This is a genomic window from Ensifer sp. 4252 (genome assembly GCF_050434565.1).
Taxonomy (GTDB): Bacteria; Pseudomonadota; Alphaproteobacteria; order Rhizobiales; family Rhizobiaceae; genus Ensifer.
In genome coordinates this window covers 1-20589 of record NZ_JBNDIU010000018.1, presented here as the reverse complement: position 1 = coordinate 20589, position 20589 = coordinate 1, and the positions used below count along the sequence as shown (strand labels likewise).

The 20589-nt window shown below is 61.1% G+C and carries 15 protein-coding genes; 11 read left to right on the top strand and 4 right to left on the bottom strand.

The genetic code is table 11. The annotated features are described in order from the left end of the window. Positions 1-270: 270 nt before the first annotated feature. From ABIE33_RS26060 to ABIE33_RS26050, 3 genes are all read left to right on the top strand, one after another. Positions 271-561, top strand: a complete 291-nt coding sequence (locus ABIE33_RS26060) for an ArsR/SmtB family transcription factor (protein ID WP_077503560.1) — start codon at positions 271-273, stop codon at positions 559-561. Positions 562-603: 42 nt separating this feature from the next. After that, complete coding sequence (locus ABIE33_RS26055; protein WP_429130702.1) at positions 604-1725, top strand: alkene reductase; 1122 nt, start codon at positions 604-606, stop codon at positions 1723-1725. A gap of 67 nt (positions 1726-1792) precedes the next feature. After that, positions 1793-2593, top strand: coding sequence for an aminoglycoside phosphotransferase family protein (locus ABIE33_RS26050; RefSeq protein ID WP_429130701.1), 801 nt, complete (start codon positions 1793-1795; stop codon positions 2591-2593). Positions 2594-2595: 2 nt separating this feature from the next. Here the strand turns inward: ABIE33_RS26050 and ABIE33_RS26045 are convergent, their stop codons facing one another. Further along, positions 2596-3165, bottom strand: a complete 570-nt coding sequence (locus ABIE33_RS26045; RefSeq protein ID WP_429130700.1) for a helix-turn-helix domain-containing protein — start codon at positions 3163-3165, stop codon at positions 2596-2598. A gap of 36 nt (positions 3166-3201) precedes the next feature. Here ABIE33_RS26045 and ABIE33_RS26040 point away from each other — a divergent pair, with 36 nt between their 5' ends. Next, entirely contained in the window at positions 3202-3711 is a 510-nt protein-coding gene (locus ABIE33_RS26040) for an N-acetyltransferase family protein (RefSeq protein ID WP_429130699.1), read from the top strand. 151 nt (positions 3712-3862) lie between these two features. Beyond that, a complete protein-coding gene (locus ABIE33_RS26035) occupies positions 3863-4744 on the top strand; it encodes a lytic transglycosylase domain-containing protein (protein ID WP_429130698.1) in 882 nt (293 codons plus the stop codon). Here the strand turns inward: ABIE33_RS26035 and ABIE33_RS26030 are convergent. Next, the gene (locus ABIE33_RS26030; protein ID WP_429130697.1) at positions 4734-5768 is read right to left on the bottom strand and encodes an SDR family NAD(P)-dependent oxidoreductase; all 1035 of its coding nucleotides are present in this window, start codon (positions 5766-5768) and stop codon (positions 4734-4736) included. The genes ABIE33_RS26035 and ABIE33_RS26030 overlap by 11 nt on opposite strands. 94 nt (positions 5769-5862) lie before the next feature. Here ABIE33_RS26030 and ABIE33_RS26025 point away from each other — a divergent pair, with 94 nt between their 5' ends. Next, complete coding sequence (locus ABIE33_RS26025) at positions 5863-6774, top strand: LysR family transcriptional regulator (RefSeq protein WP_429130696.1); 912 nt, start codon at positions 5863-5865, stop codon at positions 6772-6774. 46 nt (positions 6775-6820) lie between these two features. Here ABIE33_RS26025 and gyrA read toward each other — a convergent pair whose 3' ends face one another. Beyond that, entirely contained in the window at positions 6821-9595 is a 2775-nt protein-coding gene (gyrA, locus tag ABIE33_RS26020) for a DNA gyrase subunit A (RefSeq protein ID WP_429130695.1), read from the bottom strand. 334 nt (positions 9596-9929) lie between these two features. On the opposite strand from gyrA, the gene ABIE33_RS26015 reads away from it, so the two are divergent. Further along, positions 9930-10559 (top strand): MarC family protein, encoded by a 630-nt coding sequence (locus ABIE33_RS26015; RefSeq protein WP_429130694.1) that lies wholly within the window; start codon positions 9930-9932, stop codon positions 10557-10559. A 164-nt stretch (positions 10560-10723) separates the two neighbouring features. On the opposite strand, the gene ABIE33_RS26010 is transcribed toward ABIE33_RS26015, so the two are convergent. Next, the gene (locus tag ABIE33_RS26010) at positions 10724-11257 is read right to left on the bottom strand and encodes a single-stranded DNA-binding protein (RefSeq protein ID WP_429130693.1); all 534 of its coding nucleotides are present in this window, start codon (positions 11255-11257) and stop codon (positions 10724-10726) included. A gap of 279 nt (positions 11258-11536) precedes the next feature. Here ABIE33_RS26010 and uvrA point away from each other — a divergent pair, with 279 nt between their 5' ends. The 4 genes from uvrA to ABIE33_RS25990 all read left to right on the top strand — a co-directional run bounded on the left by uvrA (position 11537) and on the right by ABIE33_RS25990 (position 20304). Next, positions 11537-14458 carry an excinuclease ABC subunit UvrA gene (gene uvrA / locus ABIE33_RS26005; protein WP_429130803.1) on the top strand — a complete coding sequence of 974 codons (2922 nt, stop codon included), beginning with the start codon at positions 11537-11539 and terminating at the stop codon, positions 14456-14458. Positions 14459-14502: 44 nt separating this feature from the next. Beyond that, positions 14503-14970 carry a GNAT family N-acetyltransferase gene (locus tag ABIE33_RS26000; protein ID WP_429130802.1) on the top strand — a complete coding sequence of 156 codons (468 nt, stop codon included), beginning with the start codon at positions 14503-14505 and terminating at the stop codon, positions 14968-14970. A gap of 41 nt (positions 14971-15011) precedes the next feature. Beyond that, positions 15012-15815 (top strand): DUF72 domain-containing protein, encoded by an 804-nt coding sequence (locus ABIE33_RS25995; RefSeq protein WP_429130692.1) that lies wholly within the window; start codon positions 15012-15014, stop codon positions 15813-15815. 685 nt (positions 15816-16500) lie between these two features. After that, positions 16501-20304, top strand: a complete 3804-nt coding sequence (locus ABIE33_RS25990; protein ID WP_429130691.1) for a vitamin B12-dependent ribonucleotide reductase — start codon at positions 16501-16503, stop codon at positions 20302-20304. Positions 20305-20589: the final 285 nt, after the last annotated feature.

Below are 20589 nucleotides of genomic sequence, written 5' to 3'. Positions count from 1 at the left end.
GCGAGCCGTGACGAAATTCACAGCCGGCTATTGAAAGCCGGTACTTCGCTTCCCATATCAAAATGCAGCTGATGCATTCTTGGTGGCTCTCTCCTCCCCGCCACCGCAGCAGCTGTTCCCCTCTGGAGGTTCTAATTACCTTCACAACTACAAGGGCCCAAGTTTTCTTGCGGCCCTCTTTTTTTGCCCATTTCGCCCTCACGTTCTTGTGATTTGTATATCTTATATCGGCGATACATCTATCGATAAAACACGATATGGCGATAAACGATGGATCGAGACGAAATCTTCAAGGCCCTGGCGCATCCGGCAAGAGTGAACATTCTTGCCTGGCTGAAGGAGCCGCAGGCGCACTTCCCGACGCAGGAACATCCGTTTGAAATGGGTGTTTGCGCCGGTCAGTTCGAGCGCTGCGGCCTGTCGCAATCGACCGTTTCCTCCCATCTTGCCATCCTTCAGCGCGCCGGCCTGGTGACGACCAAGCGTCTCGGCCAGTGGGTTTTCTACAAGCGCAACGAAGAGACGATTGCCGCGTTCCTGAAGGATATCGGCAGCCTGTGACTATCCCCTCCCAAAGACCCAACTGAAACCGAAGGATCTGCAATGGCTACCCTCTTCGACCCCATCACCATCGGCGACATCGCGCTGAAGAACCGCATCGTCATGGCGCCGCTGACACGCAATCGTTCGCCGAAAGCCGTGCCGAACACTCTCAACGCCACCTATTACGAACAGCGCGCTTCGGCCGGCCTGTTGATCACCGAGGCAACTGCGATCACCCAGCAGGGCCAAGGCTATGCCGACGTGCCGGGGCTTTATACGCCGGAAGCCCTTGATGGTTGGCGCAAGGTCACGGATGCGGTGCACGCCAAGGGTGGCCGGATCGTCGTGCAGATGTGGCATGTCGGCCGGATCTCGCATGATTCGCTGCAGCCGGACGGCGGCAAGCCGGTTGCACCTTCGGCGATAAGGGCAAAGTCGAAGACCTATCTGATCAACCCCGATGGCACCGGCTCGTTCGCCGAAACCTCCGAGCCGCGTGCGCTCGACATCAGCGAGCTCGACGGGATCGTCGAGGACTATCGCAAGGCCGCCCGTGCCGCGATCGATGCCGGCTTCGACGGTGTCGAGATCCACGCCGCCAATGGCTATCTCATCGACCAGTTCCTGCGCTCCGGCTCGAACGAGCGCACCGACGCCTATGGCGGTTCGATCGAGAACCGGGCCCGCTTGCTCTTCCAGGTGGTCGACGCCATCACCAATGAGATTGGCGCCGGTCGCGTCGGCATCCGTCTTTCGCCGGTGACGCCCGCCAACGACGCTTTCGATCCGGAACCGCAGCCGCTGTTCAGCTATGTGGTGAAGAACCTCGCGCGTTACTCCCTCGCCTACATCCACATCATCGAGGGAGCGACCGGCGGTCCTCGCGATCACCAGCAGGGCGAACGTCCGTTCGATTACCACGCGCTGCGCGCCGTTTATGTCGCAGCCGGCGGCAAGGCCGCCTGGATGACGAACAACGGCTATGATCGCGATCTGGCGGCAAAGACTGTCAAAAATGGCGAGGCCGATCTGGTCGCCTTCGGTAAGCCGTTCATTGCCAATCCTGACCTTGTCGAACGGCTGCAGGAGAACGCACCGTTGAATGCGCCGGATCAGGCGACGTTCTATGGCGGCGGCGCAAAGGGTTATACCGACTACCCGTCTCTTGAACAGGTCGCCTGATACCACCACATTCCTCAAGCCCTGCCGATCGGCGGGGCTTGATCGTTACTGGAACATCCCTCCTCGCATGTTTGCTCCCTACCTCGAAAAATGGTCGCTGCAGCCGGACGGCGAACGGATCGTCACTCGATCTAGTCTGTTGCTGCCTGTGCGCTGGCGTGGTTTGCCGGCAATGCTGAAGGTTGCGCGGGAAGAGGAAGAGAAGCGTGGCCACTTGTCGATGGGGTGGTGGGCCGGTCGGGGCGCGGCCGAGGTCTATGCCGCCGCCGACGATGCACTTCTCGTGGAGCGCAGCGTCAGCCGGCGATCGCTGTTTCATATGGCGATGACCGGAAGTGACGAGGCTGCAACGCAGACCATCTGCAGGACGGTCGCTGCGCTCCATGCGCCTCGCGATAGGCCGGTTCCCGATCTCATCCCGCTTGAAAGCTGGTTTGCAGCGCTTGCACCGGCGGCACGTACCCATGGCGGCGTTCTGGCGCATTCGCTTGCGGCGGCAGAGGCGTTGTTCTCCGATCCTTATCCGGCGGTCGTGCTGCACGGCGATATTCACCATGGCAACATTCTTGATTTTGGCGCCCGTGGTTGGTTGGCGATCGATCCGAAACCGGTCTATGGCGATCCCGGCTACGACTATGCCAACCTCTTCTGCAATCCGGAACTGGCTGTAGTCACCGAGCCCGGTCGCCTGCAACGCCATCTTGCAATCGTTGCCGTGGCGACGGGGCTGGCGCCGCGCCGGATCCTTTCCTGGGTGCTCGCCTATGCCGGGCTCTCCGCTGCCTGGTTCCTGGAGGACGATGACGATTTCGATATCGAAGGCGAGATGCTGATCGCGCGGATCGCTGCAGCCGAACTCGATAAATAGCCTCAGTGGCCCTTCATCAGGATGACGGCGTAGACACATAGAGTATCGCCGGCGTTGCGGAAGATGCAGTCTTTGGGTGGGCCGAGCTCGAGGCAATCGCCTGTCGCCAGCACATGTTCCTCTTCGCCTTCAATGAAGGTCAAAGTGCCCTCCTTCACCCAGATCAACTGGCGAAGCATGGCGTAGGCCGCGGCAGGCATGGGCACGTCCGCACCCGCTGGCAGTTCGACCTCCACCAGTTCCAGCGGAAGCTCGGTGTTCGGTGAGACATGCCGCCTGAGATATCCGCTTTGCGGATCCCGCCAAGCCGGCTGATGCTCGCGCCGAGACATGCGGCCTTCCTGAATTTCGGCGCGGGCGATCAGTGTCGACATGGTCAGGCCGAAAGCGCCCGAAAGTCGGGCGAGCAAGGTCGCCGTCGGGCTGCTAACTGCGCGCTCGATCTTATGGATCATTGTGCGAGAGACCCCGGAGCGCTCGGCAAGCTCACTCAGCGACCAGCCACGAATTTCGCGCTCGAGGCGGATACGCTCGCTGATGCGTTGATCAAGGCTGTGCACTTTAGTATCCATATCGTAATCATATAGTGTACGAACATGCGAGGCAACATGCTGATCAGGCAAGCTACGGAAGATGACCTGCCGGTCATCTGCGACATCTACAACGACGCGGTGGCCAATACGACCGCCATCTGGAACGAGACGATCGTTGATATCGCCAATCGCTCTGCCTGGCTGAAGGCACGAAGCGATGCGGGATACCCGGTCCTCGTCGCCGTTTCGGATAGCGGCGATATTGCCGGCTACGCTTCCTTTGGCGACTGGCGGGCGTTTGACGGTTATCGGCACACGGTCGAGCATTCCGTATATGTCCACCGCAACAGCCGTGGCGGTGGCATTGGCCGCAAGCTGATGGTTGCCTTGATCGCCGAGGCCGAACGGCTCGACAAGCATGTGATGGTGGCTGGAATCGAGTCGGAAAATGCCGCCTCGATCCGGCTTCACCAGCAACTGGGTTTCACAGAGACCGGTCGAATGCGCGAAGTCGGGACGAAGTTCGGCCGCTGGCTCGACCTGACTTTCATGCAACTGGTGCTTTCCACCGGCTCACCCGCCTGAAGGACCTGTTTTTCCCGGCCGCGCGAGATGCTATGTATCATGCCGGTCTGTTTCGATGAGGCATTGCGGGCGGTACGGCATGGGGAACGGCAGCTTAAAGTGTCTTGCGTTTGCTGCCAGATGGCTGTTCGCGCTTTTGCTGGCCGTGAGTATGGGGTTGTCGGATACTGCCCAAGCTCGCATCGACGAGCTGCCGCTGCGCGCCAAGTGCATCTATGTCGGCCGGTCGGTGATGGACCCCGCTAAATCGCTGTGCATCAGCAAGGAAAGCTTCGAACGCGACGTCTGCAGTGTCATAGACCACTATGCCGCGGCCAATGACCTGCCTTCAGCTTTTTTTGCACGCCTTATCTGGCGCGAAAGCCTATTTCGACCCAAGGCGGTCAGCCCGAAAGGAGCGGAAGGCATCGCGCAGTTCATGCCGGGAACGGCGAAACTGCGCGGCCTTTCCAACAGTTTCGACGTCGTTGCCGCTCTGGGAAAATCGGCCGAATATCTCGGCGAGCTGAAGACGCGCTACGGCAATCTCGGTTTTGCGGCTGCCGCCTACAACGCCGGCGAAAATGGGCTGGAGCGTTTCCTCGAAGTGGACTGGCTGCCTGCAGAGACGCGCAACTATGTGTTGGCAATCACCGCCTACAGCGTTGAGGACTGGCGGGACAATCCACCCAAGACACTCGATCTGACGCTCGACAAGAACAAGAATTTTCTCGATGGATGCGTGGCGCTGGCCAGCACGCGCCAGTTGCGCGAGATCGACGTGATCGATGAGGCGGAGTGGGCCCCCTGGGGCGTACAGCTTGCGGCGCATTTTCAGAAATCGGTAGCGCAGCGGCTGTTCGTCAACGCGGCCAAACGGTTGCCGGCCCCGATCCGCAGCGAGAAGGCGTTGCTCCTGCGCGAACGCAATGCCAGCTTCGGCCGACGCATTCGCTATGCCGCCCGCATCGGCCGCGATAGCCAGGCGGAAGCCAATGCGCTTTGCGCCACCATTCGGAAACATGGTGGCGCTTGCCTGGTCTTCAGGAACTGACGGCCATTTTTGCAGGGGGGAGTCCCTCGCCGGCGCCGATTTGTCCGGCACTCTGCGGCAGGCAGCCGAGCGCGTCCAGGGTTTTGGCCACCGCTTCATCGATCGGTGTGTGCGGCTCCTCGCCAAGCAAGTCCCGCAATCGATCGTTCGGCATCCGCAGCGGTTGGCGCCAGAGGTAGCGCATCTTGCGCAGCTCCCGAAAGAGCGGCACGAAGGGGGAAGCCAGCGTCACCAGCCACCACGGAAAGGCACCTGCCGGAAGCCTTTGCTGTCCCGCTGCGCGCCGGATGGCCGCGATCATCTTCGTGCCGTCATCATCGACGAAGCCGCGCATATGGTAGACGGCAAAGGCCGGTAGATCCTCGGCGCGCTCGACCAGACGGATCATCGCCTCGGCCACATCGGGCAGATAGGCCCATTGGTGGGCGATGCCCTTCTTTCCGGGATAGCTGATGGCGGTCAGCGGCTTGCCCGGCTTGACCAGCCCTTGCGAAAACCAGTTGTTGGCGGCATCGGGGCCGAAGAAATCTCCTGCCCGCAGGATGATCACGCCGACACCGGCGTTTGACGCTGCTTTCAACCGGAGTTCCATCTCCTTGCGGATCATGCCCTTGTCCGTATGCGGGTTCTGCGGGCTGTCCTCGGTCAGAAGCGGGAAGGCATCCGGACCGAAATTGTAGATCGTGCCCGGCAGAAGAATGCGCGCGCCTTCCGCTTTCGCGGCGGCAATGGTGTTGTCGAGCATCGGCAGTACCAGCTTGCCCCAATTGCGGTAACCGGGCGGATTGACGGCATGAACGATCAGCTGGACGCCTTCTGCAGCGGCGCGAACGTCCAGCTGCTTCATCGCATCGCCCTCCACCCATTCGTACGCGGGCGCCTTCTGCGCGGCCTTGGCGATATTGCGATTGAGTGCGCGCACTTTCCATCCCCGCTGGCTGAGGCCGCGGGCAACGGCACCACCGATACCGCCGGTCGCACCCAATACCAGGACTGTTCTTGCCTTTTCCAGATTGTCGGTCATCACGCCTGCTCCATTGGTTCTGATGGAGACAGTGTCATGCAATCCGATGATAAACGGAATTGCTGTTTTCTGTTTCATCGCTATACTTTTATGTATGAGCAAGATCGAGCCGAGCTGGGACTACTACCGGACTTTCCTGAAGGTGCTGAACGAAGGCTCACTGTCGGCGGCAGCGCGTGAGCTCGGCCTGACGCAACCGACGGTCGGCCGCCATGTCGATGCCATGGAAGAAATGCTTGGGTTTCCGCTCTTCACCCGCTCGCCGCAGGGCCTTCTGCCGACCGATGCAGCGCGCGCGCTGCGGCCCTATGCCGAAACGCTGGAAGCAACATCAGCGGCACTGCTTCGCGCGGCCTCCGGCCAGCAGGATACGGTCAGCGGAACCGTGCGCATCAGTGCCAGCGAAGTGATCGGTATCGAGGTGTTGCCGCCGATACTTGCCGAGCTGCATGAGCGATATCCGGATCTGACCATCGAGCTGTCGGCTTCCGATGCGATCGAGGACATCCTGCGGCAGGAGGCAGACATTGCCGTGCGTATGGCGGTGCCCAGCCAGGATGCGCTGGTGGCGCTTCACATCGGTGCGGTGCCGCTCGGTTTTCACGCTCACCGCCGATACCTCGACCGGCGCGGTACCCCGGCCACGCTCGCCGATCTGACCCGACACAGCCTGATCGGCTACGACCGCGAGACGGCGGCGATCCGGGCAATCACCGCCCGCACACCTGAACTGCCGGAGGTGCGTTTTGCGCTGAAGGCTGACAGCAACCTGGCGCAGCTTGCCGCCATTCGCGCCGGTTTCGGCATCGGTATCTGCCAGAATGCGCTTGCTGCCCGGGATCCTGATATTCTTCCGGTGTTGGCTGACGGGTTCGCAATGAAGCTCGAGACGTGGCTCGTGATGCATGAAAACCTGAAGGCTGCGCCGCGTTGCCGTGTGGTCTTCGATGCGCTGGCCAAGGGCCTGAGAACCTACATTCGCCAGACCGAGGTGGTGTCTCAATAGAAAAGCCCGCCGATCGGCGGGCTTTTCAGTCTGTTGAGGCGGTCTATCAGGCTTCGGCTTCAGGCGTTTCCGGTGCGCCGTTTTCCGCCGTCAGGTCCTCGCCCTCTTCGTCACCTTCCGGTTCGCTGATGCGCTCGACCGAGACGACCTTTTCGTCCTTGGCCGTCGAGAAGATCGTCACGCCCTTGGTGGCGCGGCTGGCAAGCCGGACGCCATTGATCGGCACGCGGATCAGCTGGCCACCATCGGAGACGAGCATGATCTGGTCGTTGTCTTCGATCGGGAAGGCCGCGACGAGCACGCCGATTTCCGTCGTCTTCGAGGTGTCGGTGGCGCGGATGCCCTTGCCGCCGCGACCGGAGGTGCGGAAATCGTAGGACGACGAACGCTTGCCGAAGCCCTTCTCCGAGACCGTCAGAACGAACTGTTCGCGTGCCTTCAGCTCTTCGTAGCGCTCGTTGGTGAGTTCGCCGCCTTCGGTGACTTCCTCGCCGACCAGGGCGATTTCCTCTTCCTCGCCGTTCGTCGTGCGCCGCTCGGCGGCTGCACGCTTCAGATAGGCCGCCCGCTCCCATGGCTCCGCATCGACATGGCCGAGGATCGCCATCGAGATGATGCGGTCGCCATCGCCAAGATTGATGCCGCGGACGCCGATCGAGTTGCGGCCGGCAAAGACGCGCACGTCGTCGACGGGGAAGCGGATGCACTGGCCGAGCGCCGTCGTCAGCATGACGTCGTCATGTTCGGTGCAGGTGTCGACCGAGAGGATCTCGTCGCCATCCTCGTCCAGTTTCATCGCGATCTTGCCGTTGCGGTTGACCTGGACGAAGTCGGACAGCTTGTTACGGCGAACCGTGCCGCGCGTCGTCGAGAACATGACGTCGAGGTTTTCCCAGGTCGTTTCGTCCTCGGGCAGCGGCATGATCGTGGTGATGCGTTCGCCGGGTTCAAGCGGCAGCATGTTGATCAGCGCCTTGCCGCGCGACTGCGGCGTGCCGATCGGCAGGCGCCAGACCTTCTCCTTGTAGACGATGCCACGGGAGGAGAAGAACAGAACCGGCGTATGGGTGTTGGCAACGAATAGCCGGGTAACGAAATCTTCGTCCCTGGTTGCCATGCCGGATCGGCCCTTGCCGCCGCGGCGCTGCGCCCGATAGGTCGTCAGCGGCACGCGCTTGATGTAGCCGAGATGCGAGACGGTTACGACCATGTCTTCACGGGCGATCAGGTCCTCGTCGTCCATATCGGGACCGCCTTCGGCGATCTCGCTTCGACGCGGCGTGCCGAACTCCTCGCGAACGGCGGTGAGTTCGTCCTTGACGATGGTCATGATGCGAAGGCGCGACGACAGGATATCGAGGTAATCCTTGATTTCTTCGCCGATCTTGTTGAGTTCGTCGCCGATTTCGTCGCGACCGAGCGCGGTCAGGCGCTGCAGGCGAAGGTCGAGAATGGCGCGCGCCTGCTCTTCCGACAGGTTGTAGGTGTTGTCTTCGTTGATCCGGTGACGCGGATCGTCGATCAGCCGGATGAGGCTGTCTACGTCATGCGCCGGCCAGCGGCGTTCCATCAACTGTTCGCGTGCGGTCTGCGGATCGGGCGCATGCCGGATCAGTTTGATCACTTCGTCGATGTTGGCAACCGCGATAGCAAGACCGACCAGGACGTGGGCACGATCGCGCGCCTTGCGCAGCAGGTATTTCGTTCTCCGGCTAACGACTTCCTCGCGAAACGAGACGAAGGCCCGCAGCATGTCGAGCAGTGTCATCTGCTCCGGCTTGCCACCGTTGAGCGCCACCATGTTGCAGCCGAAGGACGACTGCAGTGGCGTGTAACGGTAAAGCTGGTTCAGGATGACGTCGGCATTGGCGTCGCGCTTGAGTTCGACGACGACGCGGTAGCCCTGACGGTCCGACTCGTCGCGCAGATCGGAGATGCCTTCGATGCGTTTGTCCCGCACCAGTTCGGCCATCTTCTCGATCATCGTCGCCTTGTTCACCTGAAAGGGGATCTCGGTGATGATGATCTGCTCGCGGTCGCCGCGCATCGGCTCGATATGGGCACGGCCGCGCATGATGACCGAACCGCGGCCGGTCTCGTAGGCCGAGCGGATGCCCGAGCGGCCGAGAATGAGCGCGCCGGTCGGAAAGTCCGGACCGGGGATGATTTCCATCAGTTCCGGCAATTCGATCGCCGGGTTGTCGATCAGCGCCATGCAGCCGTTGATGACTTCGACGAGGTTGTGCGGCGGAATGTTGGTCGCCATGCCGACCGCGATGCCGCCGGCGCCGTTGACGAGCAGGTTCGGGAACTTCGCGGGCACCACCACCGGCTCACTCATCGTGCCGTCGTAGTTGTCGCGGAAATCGACCGTTTCCTTGTCGAGGTCGTCGAGCAGCGAATGCGCGGCCTTCTGCAGGCGGCATTCGGTGTAGCGCTCTGCCGCCGGCGGGTCGCCGTCGACCGAGCCGAAGTTGCCCTGACCGTCGATCAGCGGCAGCCGCAGCGACCAATCCTGGGCCATACGTGCCAGCGCATCGTAGATCGCCGAGTTGCCGTGCGGGTGGTATTTACCCATCACGTCCCCGGTGACACGGGCGCATTTGACGTACTTCTTGTTCCAGTCGATGCCGAGTTCGCTCATCCCGTAAAGGATTCGGCGATGAACGGGTTTCAGGCCGTCACGCACGTCTGGAAGCGCGCGGCTGACGATGACGCTCATGGCGTAATCGAGATAGGACCGCTGCATTTCCTCGATGATGGAAATCGGCTCGATGCCTGGCGGAGTCTTTCCGCCGCCGGGAGTGCTTTGCTCAGTCAATTGTGATCACGATCTTTGTTCAGAATCAGTCGGATATTTATAGCCGAATGCGCCTGGAAGCGCCAATTTTGGCCCGTGGTTGTGAACAGTCTTTTGCCGTCGGAGCAGGCTTTTCTAGGGCATCGGAGCGGAAATCGGAAGTGCTGACGACAAAGTCTGCTGCCCGACCTGAACGGCTGTGAGAAGGTTCCGTCAAACCCTCATTAAGCTATTGCTCAAGCTTTGGCCACCGACCCCTTCCCAAGCCCTCTCCGCTTGCCTAACAATGCCGATCTGCCACCGGGAAAACTCGGGGCGCGCGTGCACGCACGCGACAATCCGGAAGGGGAAACGGATGTTCAATGTCGACCTCCTGGTCAACGCACTCACCACCCTACTCGTCACGCTCGATCCGCCGGGGCTTGCTCCGATCTTCCTGAGCCTCACGGTTGGCCTCAGCCGGCAGGAGCGGTTTCAGGTCGCGACACGCGGCTCGCTGATCGCCTTCTTCATCCTTGCTGCCTTTGCTATCTTCGGTAACAGCATTCTCGGTCTGCTCGGCATCTCCATCGGTGCGTTCCGCATCGCGGGCGGCCTCTTGTTGTTCTGGATTTCCTTCGAGATGATCTTCGAGAAGCGTCAGGAACGGAAGGAAAAGACCGGCGAAAACGCGACGATCAAGGACCACATCCACAACATCGCCGTCTTCCCGCTGGCCCTGCCGCTGATTGCCGGGCCGGGCGCGATCTCCGCGACGATCCTGCTCGCCGGCTCGTTCCCGACCGCGGTCGAGCGCACGCAACTGCTAATCGTCATTGCACTGTCCATGGTCAGCCTCTTCCTTGCTCTGGTCATCGCCGAACGCATCGACCGCTTTCTCGGTGTCACCGGCCGGGCAATCCTCACGCGCCTGCTCGGCGTCATTCTTGCGGCGCTTGCGGTTCAGTTCGTCGTCGATGGCGTGAAATCGGCAATGGCGATCTGAGGTCAGCAGGAGGCCAACTGACGAAGCTTTCGTTTGAACGCAAGAAGGGCCGGTTACCCGGCCCTTCTTCAATGTCACGATATTGCAGCGCAGCGTTTGCGCCGCCATCCAGCTGGCTGCCAAGGGGCGTCTGCTACTGGAGAGCGCAGCAGTTGAGGCGTGGCTCAGAACGGGATGTCGTCGTCCAGGTCGCGCGAGAAGTTGCCGCCGGCCTGACCACCCTGACCACCCTGGCCGCCGCCGGAGCGACCGCCGCCGGAGGACTGGCGCGGCTGCTGTTCGTAGTCGTCGTAACCACCGAAGTCGCTCGAACCGCCACGGCTGGCGCCGGAGCCGCCGCCCTCGCCGCGACCGTCAAGCATGGTCAGCGTCGAGTTGAAGCCCTGCAGCACGATTTCTGTCGAATAGCGATCGTTGCCGGTCTGGTCCTGCCATTTGCGGGTCTGCAGCGCGCCTTCGATATAGAGCTTGGCGCCCTTCTTGACATATTGCTCGACGACCTTGCACAGGCCCTCGTTGAAGACGACGACAGTGTGCCATTCGGTCTTCTCGCGACGTTCGCCGCTGTTGCGGTCGCGCCAGGTCTCCGATGTGGCGATGCGCAGGTTGGCGATCGGCCGGCCGTCCTGCGTGCGCCGGATTTCCGGGTCCGCCCCGACGTTTCCGACCAAGATCACCTTGTTGACGCTACCAGCCATATTGCTTTTCCCGTGGTTTTGCCGCGCCGCCGGCACGGCTTTCGAATTTCAAGAACGCGCATCTTAGCGGTCCGCTGCCGCGGATACGCCCCGCATCATGCATAATCCACAACAGATTTAGTCGATTTGCCCGTTGTTTGTTCTTTCTTTGTTCTAATATTTCCCTATGATCCTGTCAACCGAATCGAAATGGCCACCAGTTTTGCCGATTGCGCCTCGACATGGGCGTTAGCGTCATTACATAGGGGGCTTTCAACCGACATGCAAAGCTGGCTTCCGATGAGCGAACTCAAGACCATCTCCATTCGTGGCGCGCGCGAGCACAATCTCAAGGGCATCGATCTCGATCTGCCGCGCAACAAGCTGATCGTGATGACCGGGCTTTCCGGCTCCGGCAAGTCGTCACTCGCCTTCGATACGATCTATGCCGAAGGCCAGCGCCGCTATGTCGAGAGCCTGTCGGCCTATGCGCGCCAGTTCCTCGAGATGATGCAGAAGCCGGATGTCGACCAGATCGACGGCCTGTCGCCGGCAATCTCGATCGAGCAGAAGACGACCTCGCGCAACCCGCGCTCGACCGTCGGCACCGTGACCGAGATCTACGACTACATGCGTCTGTTTTTTGCGCGCGTCGGTGTGCCTTATTCGCCGGCGACCGGTTTGCCGATTGAAAGCCAGACGGTCAGCCAGATGGTCGACCGCGTTCTCGCCTTTGGCGAAGGTACGCGTCTTTATATTCTTGCGCCGCTCGTGCGTGGCCGCAAGGGCGAGTACAAGAAGGAACTCGCCGAGCTGATGAAGAAGGGGTTTCAGCGCGTCAAGGTCGACGGCACCTTCTACGAAATCGCCGAGGCTCCGGCGCTGGACAAAAAGTACAAGCATGACATCGATGTCGTCGTCGACCGCGTCGTTGTGCGGCCCGACCTTGCCTCGCGGCTTGCCGACAGCTTGGAAACATGCCTGACGCTGGCCGATGGTCTCGCCGTCGCCGAGTTCGCCGACAAGCCGCTGCCGCCGGAAGAAACCGCTGCCGGCGGCTCAGCCAACAAGTCGCTCAACGAAACCCATGAGCGCGTGCTGTTTTCGGAAAAGTTCGCCTGCCCGGTCTCCGGCTTCACGATTTCCGAGATCGAGCCGCGCCTGTTTTCGTTCAACAATCCCTTCGGCGCCTGTCCGACCTGCGATGGTCTCGGCAGCCAGCAGAAGATCGACGAGGCGCTGATCGTGCCCGAACACAACAGGACGCTGCGCGATGGCGCGATCGCGCCCTGGGCTAAATCGTCGTCGCCCTATTACAACCAGACGCTGGAAGCGCTCGGCAAGGTTTTCGGCTTCAAGCTCGGCAATCGCTGGAGCGAGCTGCCCGCCGATGCGCAGAAAGCGATCTTGCACGGCACGGAAGAGAAGATCGTCTTTCACTATGAAGACGGCGCCCGCTCCTACAACACCACCAAGAGTTTCGAGGGCATCGTGCCCAACCTGGAGCGCCGCTGGAAGGAAACCGACAGTGCCTGGGCGCGCGAGGAGATCGAGCGCTACATGTCGGCGGCACCCTGCCCGGCCTGCGCCGGCTTCCGCCTGAAGCCGGAGGCGCTCGCCGTCAAGATCGACACGCTGCATATCGGCCAGGTCACCGAAATGTCGATCCGTGTCGCCCGCGACTGGTTCGAGGCTCTGCCTGCCCATCTCAACACCAAGCAGAACGAGATTGCCGTTCGCATCCTCAAGGAGATTCGTGACCGCCTTCGCTTCCTCAACGACGTCGGCCTCGAATATCTCAGTCTTTCGCGCAATTCCGGCACCCTGTCGGGTGGTGAAAGCCAGCGCATCCGTCTCGCATCGCAGATCGGCTCTGGTCTGACGGGCGTGCTCTACGTGCTGGACGAGCCGTCGATCGGCCTGCACCAGCGCGACAACGCTCGCCTGCTCGATACGCTGCGCCACCTGCGCGACATCGGCAACACGGTTATTGTCGTTGAACATGACGAGGACGCCATCTTGACGGCCGACTATGTCGTCGACATCGGCCCGGCCGCCGGCATCCATGGCGGCGAGGTCATCGCGCAAGGATCGCCCGCCGACGTGATGTCCAATCCGAAGTCGCTGACCGGAAAATATCTCTCCGGCGAGTTATCGGTTGCTGTCCCGAGCGAGCGCCGCAAGCCGAAGAAGAAAAAGGAAATCACCGTCGTCGGTGCACGGGCGAACAACCTGAAGAATGTCACGGCGTCCATTCCGCTTGGCATCTTCACGGCGGTGACCGGCGTGTCCGGTGGCGGCAAATCCACCTTCCTGATCGAGACGCTCTACAAGGCGGCCGCTCGCCGCATCATGGGCGCGCGCGAAAACCCGGCCGAGCATGACCGCATCGACGGCTTCGAGCACATCGACAAGGTGATCGACATCGATCAGTCGCCGATTGGCCGCACACCCCGGTCCAACCCGGCAACCTACACCGGTGCCTTCACCCCGATCCGCGACTGGTTTGCCGGATTGCCGGAAGCGAAAGCCCGCGGTTACCAGCCCGGTCGCTTCTCGTTCAACGTCAAGGGCGGACGCTGCGAAGCCTGCCAGGGCGACGGCGTCATCAAGATCGAGATGCACTTCCTGCCGGATGTCTACGTCACCTGCGACGTCTGCCACGGCAAGCGCTACAACCGCGAAACGCTGGACGTGCACTTCAAGGGCAAGTCCATCGCCGACGTGCTCGACATGACCGTTGAGGAAGGCGTGGAGTTCTTTGCGGCCGTTCCGGCCGTGCGCGACAAGCTGGTAACGCTGAACCAGGTGGGGCTCGGCTATATCAAGGTCGGCCAGCAGGCAAACACGCTGTCGGGCGGCGAAGCGCAGCGCGTCAAGCTCGCCAAGGAGCTGTCGAAGCGGTCGACCGGACGCACGCTCTATATCCTCGACGAACCGACGACGGGCTTGCATTTCCACGACGTGGCGAAGCTTCTTGAAGTTCTGCATGAATTGGTCAACCAGGGCAATTCCGTCGTTGTCATCGAACACAATCTCGAGGTCATCAAGACAGCCGACTGGGTCATCGACTTCGGCCCAGAAGGCGGCGACGGCGGCGGTGAAGTCATCGCCAAGGGAACGCCGGAGGACGTGGTCAAGGAACCGCGCTCCTACACCGGGCAATTCCTGAAGGAGCTCTTGGAGCGTCGTTCGATGAAAAAGGTCGAGGCGGCCGAGTGAGCGTTGCGGCCAACGGAAGAAGCGGTACCGCGGCCGGTTTCGCGATGATGCGGCCGGCGACGGTGAGCGACCTGCCGGCCGTTCAGGACATTACCGCTGCAGCTTACGCGCCGTACACTGCCCTGCTTGGCGGGCCGCCCTTGCCCGTTACCGAGGATTATGTGCCTCGCATTGCGCGAGAAGAGGTCTGGCTCCGTGACGAAGGCGACGCGATTTCTGCGCTTGCCGCTTTCGAACGGCACGCGGATCACCTTTTGATTTTCAGTATTGCCGTCGCGCCTTCCTTCCAGCGACAGGGACGCGGGATCGAGCTGTTGCGGTTTCTGGATGCGCGGGCAGCCGAATGGGGCGTGGCGGAGGTGCGGCTCTACACCAATGCGCGGATAGCGCGAAACATCGCGCTTTACCGCGCCTATGGTTTTCAAGGAACGGGTCGCTGCCCGAACCCCTATAGGCCAGGGTGGACACTGGTGGATATGGCCAAGCCCGCGAGGCAGATGGCGTCCGAATAAAACGAGATGCGACTTGAACTTGCCGCGATGAGGAGGATGGGATGACGAAATCCGGAAAGATCCGCGTTGGTATCGGCGGTTGGACCTTTGAGCCGTGGGAGGGCACGTTCTATCCCGACACCCTGTCGAAGAAGCGCCAGCTCGAATTTGCCGGCAAGGAATTGCGGGCGATCGAGGTTAACGGCACCTATTATTCGTCGCAGAAGCCGGAAACCTTCGCCAGATGGGCAGCCGAAGTGCCGGAGGATTTCATCTTCTCGCTGAAGGCCAGCCGGTTCGTCACCAATCGCAAGATTCTGGCCGAAGCCGGTGAATCCATGCAGAAATTTCTGACCCAGGGGCTGACGGAACTCGGGGCCCATCTCGGGCCGATCCTGTGGCAGTTCGCACCGACAAAGAAGTTCGAGCCGGAGGATTTCGAAGGTTTCCTCAAGCTCCTTCCGGAGAAGCAGGACGGTCTGCCTCTGCGCCACGTCGTCGAGGTGCGCAATCCGACGTTCCAGGCGCCCGATTTCGTCGACCTGCTTGAAAAATACAAGGTGGCCGTCGTTCTGGCAGAGCATGCGGACTATCCGATGATCGCCGATGTCACTGCCGATTTCGTCTATCTGCGCCTGCAGAAGGGCAGCGACGACATCAAGACCTGCTATGCGAGCGACCAGCTTGATCTCTGGGCGAACCGCGCCAAGACCTTTGCAGCCGGCGGGGAGCCGGGTGACCTCGCCAAGAGCGCGCCCGATCGCAAGGCGAACAAGGAGCCACGCGATGTCTTTGCCTTCTTCATCACCGAGGGCAAGGTGAATGCGCCGAACGGTGCGCGTGAGCTGCAAAAGCGGGTTGATTGACGCCAAGTTCGGGCGCGGGTGATACACCTGCGCCTCCCCATATGGGCCTGTGCGGTCGCCTCCAGAACCTGAAAACGAATCAATTTGCCGCGCCGCCCATATTGGCGTTGGTTGTGCAATCGCGCTTGCCCCTGGGGATGCCATTTATGTGCTTTTTTACCCTTCAAAAATTTGATTTTTCGCCTGCCGCTGCGGCAGTGTCATAGACAACCTGCGGAAGTGCCTGATTTTCAAGGCATTGGCCGCTGTCCCCGTTTTCCACAGTCAATCCACACAACATCTAGCGCTCAAACTTCCGTCACAAACCACCCCTTGACGCCCCGGGTCGATTCACGGTTAATGGATTTTACGTTGCGACGGCGGCGGACCGGAATGTTTTGAGCCCGGTTCATTTCACGAAATCGTCGGTTCTGACATGCGGCAAATGCGGGTTCTCCGCTTGAGCCGCAGTGAGGAATCCTGTGCGCTTTTTCGAGCCCGCTTGAGCAAGTTTTGGCTGGCATAAAGAAGCTGTTGATACTATATTTAGTGTTTGCAGGCAGCCTATCTCACAAGATACAGGGTCACCCAGATCTGGGTTTCCCTTCAAGGATGGAAGCTGAGACTGGCTGCGGAATGCCTCCGCGACCAGGCGGGGACACTTGCGCCTGTGGCGGGCGCATTTCAACACGAAGGACACGGGACAATGCTGATCGAACGTCGTTTCACCAAGGCCGGGCAATCCGCCTATGCGGAGATAGAATTCCGCAAGGCTACGAGTGAAATCAAGAATCCGGACGGCTCGATTGTCTTCCGTCTGGCCGATATCGACGTGCCGGCCCAGTTCAGCCAGGTTGCCGCCGACATTCTCGCCCAGAAGTATTTCCGCAAGGCCGGCGTGCCTGCCAAGCTGAAGCGCGTCGAGGAGAATGATGTCCCCTCCTTCCTCTGGCGCTCGGTTCCCGACACGGAGGCGCTGAAGGCGCTGCCGAAGGATGAACAGTACGGTTCCGAAACCGATGCCCGTCAGGTTTTCGATCGCCTGGCCGGCACATGGGCCTATTGGGGCTGGAAGGGCGGCTACTTCGCCAGCGAAGAAGACGCGTCCGCCTTCCGTGACGAACTTGCCTATATGCTCGCCACCCAGCGCGTTGCGCCGAACTCCCCGCAATGGTTCAACACCGGCCTGCATTGGGCCTATGGCATCGACGGCCCCGGCCAGGGCCACTTCTATGTCGACCCCTTCACCGGCAAGCTGACCAAGTCCAAGTCGGCCTACGAACACCCGCAGCCGCACGCCTGCTTCATCCAGTCGGTTGCCGATGACCTCGTCAACGAGGGCGGCATCATGGACCTGTGGGTGCGTGAAGCGCGCCTGTTCAAGTACGGCTCCGGCACCGGCTCCAACTTCTCGCATCTGCGCAGCGAAGGCGAGAAGCTTTCCGGCGGCGGCAAGTCGTCGGGCCTGATGTCCTTCCTGAAGATCGGCGACCGCGCAGCCGGCGCCATCAAATCAGGCGGTACCACTCGTCGCGCCGCCAAGATGGTCGTTGTCGATATCGACCACCCGGATATCGAGGAATACATCAACTGGAAGGTCAAGGAAGAGCAGAAGGTTGCAGCGCTCGTCACCGGCTCGAAGGTCGTCGCCAAGCATCTGAAGGCGATCATGAAGGCCTGCGTCAATTGCGACGGCACCGATGACGCCTGCTACGATCCCAAGCAGAACCCGGCGCTCAAGCGCGAGATCCGCGCTGCCAAGCAGTCGCTGGTGCCTGAAAACTACGTCCAGCGCGTTATCCAGTTCGCCAAACAGGGCTACAAGGACCTCGAGTTCAAGACCTACGACACCGACTGGGATTCGGAAGCCTATCTCACGGTTTCGGGCCAGAACTCGAACAACTCCGTCTCGATCAAGGATGACTTCCTGCGCGCCGTCGAAGCCGATGGCGACTGGCACCTGACCGCCCGCAAGGACGGCCGCGTGATGAAGACGCTGAAGGCACGCGACCTGTGGGAATCGATCTCCTACGCCGCCTGGGCGTCGGCCGATCCGGGCCTGCACTTCAACACGACGATGAACGACTGGCACACCAGCCCCGCTGCCGGCCCGATCCGCGCGTCGAACCCGTGCTCGGAATACATGTTCCTCGACGACACCGCCTGCAACCTCGCCTCGCTGAACCTGATGATGTTCAAGGATGCGGCGACGAAGCGCATCAACATTGCAGACTACGAGCACGCCGTGCGTCTTTGGACCGTCGTTCTCGAAGTCTCGGTGATGATGGCGCAGTTCCCATCCCGCGAGATTGCCGAACTGTCCTACGAATACCGCACGCTTGGCCTTGGCTATGCCAATATCGGCGGCCTCTTGATGTCCTCGGGCATTCCCTATGACTCGACCGAAGGCCGCGCCATTGCCGGCGCGCTGACGGCGATCATGACCGGCGTTTCCTATGCCACCTCGGCGGAGATGGCGGCGAAGCTTGGTCCGTTCCCGGGCTTTGCGCCGAACCGCGACAACATGTTGCGCGTCATCCGCAACCATCGCCGCGCCGCTTACGGCGAGACGACGGGCTATGAGGGCCTCTCGGTCAATCCGGTCGCGCTGATCCACAGCGAGAATCCCGACCAGGACCTGGTCATCCATGCCATGAGCGCGTGGGACAAGGCGCTGGAACTGGGCGAGAAGCACGGCTACCGCAATGCCCAGGCTACCGTCATCGCGCCGACCGGCACGATCGGTCTTGTGATGGACTGCGACACGACCGGCATCGAGCCTGATTTCGCCCTCGTCAAGTTCAAGAAGCTCGCCGGTGGCGGCTACTTCAAGATCATCAACCGCGCCGTTCCCGAGGCTCTGCGTTCGCTCGGCTACTCCGAGAGCCAGCTTGCCGAGATGGAAGCCTATGCCGTGGGCCATGGCAACCTCAACCAGGCGCCTGCCATCAACCCCTCGACGCTGAAGGCCAAGGGCTTCACCGACGAGAAGGTCGAGGCCGTCAACGCTGCCTTGAAGTCGGCCTTCGATATCAAGTTCGTTTTCAACCAGTGGACGCTCGGTGCGGACTTCCTGAAGGGCGCTCTGAAGGTCACCGACGAGCAGCTCGCCCAGATGGACTTCAACCTCCTGGAGCACATGGGCTTCTCGAAGAAGGACATCGAAGCGGCCAACATCCACGTTTGCGGTGCGATGACGCTTGAAGGCGCACCGTTCCTCAAGAACGAACACCTGCCCGTCTTCGATTGCGCCAACCCGTGCGGCAAGATCGGCAAGCGCTATCTCTCGGTCGAAAGCCACATCCGCATGATGGCTGCCGCCCAGCCGTTCATCTCGGGCGCGATCTCCAAGACGATCAACATGCCGAACGAGGCGACCGTCGAGGATTGCAAGAACGCCTACATGCTGTCCTGGAAGCTGGCGCTGAAGGCCAACGCGCTCTATCGCGATGGTTCCAAGCTGTCTCAGCCGCTGAATGCCTCGCTGATCGAAGACGAGAATGACGAGGATGCGCTGGAGGATCTGATCCAGGCGCCGGCCGCTGCCCAGGCGGTGACCATCACGGAAAAGATCGTCGAGCGCGTCATCGAGAAGGTGATCCGTGCCCGCGAAAAGCTGCCGAACCGCCGCCAGGGTTACACCCAGAAGGCTGTCGTCGGCGGCCACAAGGTCTACCTGCGCACCGGCGAATTCGGTGATGGCCGCATCGGCGAGATCTTCATCGACATGCACAAGGAAGGTGCCGCCTTCCGGGCGATGATGAACAACTTTGCCATCGCCATCTCGCTCGGCCTGCAATACGGCGTGCCGCTGGAAGAATATGTGGAGGCCTTCACCTTCACCAAGTTCGAGCCGGCCGGCATGGTACAGGGCAACGACGCGATCAAGAACGCGACGTCGATCCTAGACTACGTCTTCCGCGAACTGGCCGTGTCCTACCTCGGCCGTCACGATCTTGCGCATGTCGACACATCGGACTTCAGCAACACGGCGCTCGGCAAGGGTATCCAGGAAGGCAAGACCAACCTGATCTCCACCGGCTGGACCCGCGGCTACAAGCCGACCATCGTCGGCGGCACGGCCGATCGCAGCGGTGAACCCAAGGGCTCGGCGACGGCAGCCCCTGCCCGCGCATCTTCCGGTGCAACGGTAACTTCGATTGCCGGCAACACGGTCCGCAAGCTGGAGCAGACGACGTCGATCGCAACCTCCGAAATCGTCGCTTTCAAGCGCGACTACGAGGAGCGCGCGGCGGAACTTGCCGAAGAGATCGCCGAGGAAACAGTCGAGACGGTCACGGAAGTGACGGCTCTCTTCTCCGACAAGGCGGCCGCCGAAGCGGCATCGGCCAAGTCGGACGCCAAGAAGCTCGAAGCCGAACGCCGCGCCCGCTCGATCATGCAGGGCTACACCGGCAACATGTGCTCCGAGTGCCAGAACTTCACCATGGTGCGCAACGGCACCTGCGAGAAGTGCGACACTTGCGGCGCCACCAGCGGCTGCAGCTGATACCTGCACGCATCGTTTGATGTAGGATGACATGAACTTTGCCCTTTTGACGTAAACTTTGTCATTTTGGCTGGTTCTGTCGCCGAGATAGTTTGGCAAGTCACATTGTCGGTTCCGGGCACCTTTCAGTGCCCGGAAAATGTCTCCAATCGATGGCGATTTTTTTGGCGCAACGTCCGCTTTGCGCCCTCATGCACGAACCCGCTTCGCGGGAGGGCGTGCGCGGTGAGGTTGGTGTGATTATCTGAAGTTCTAGGCAGGCTGTTGGTGTTGCCTGACCATGGC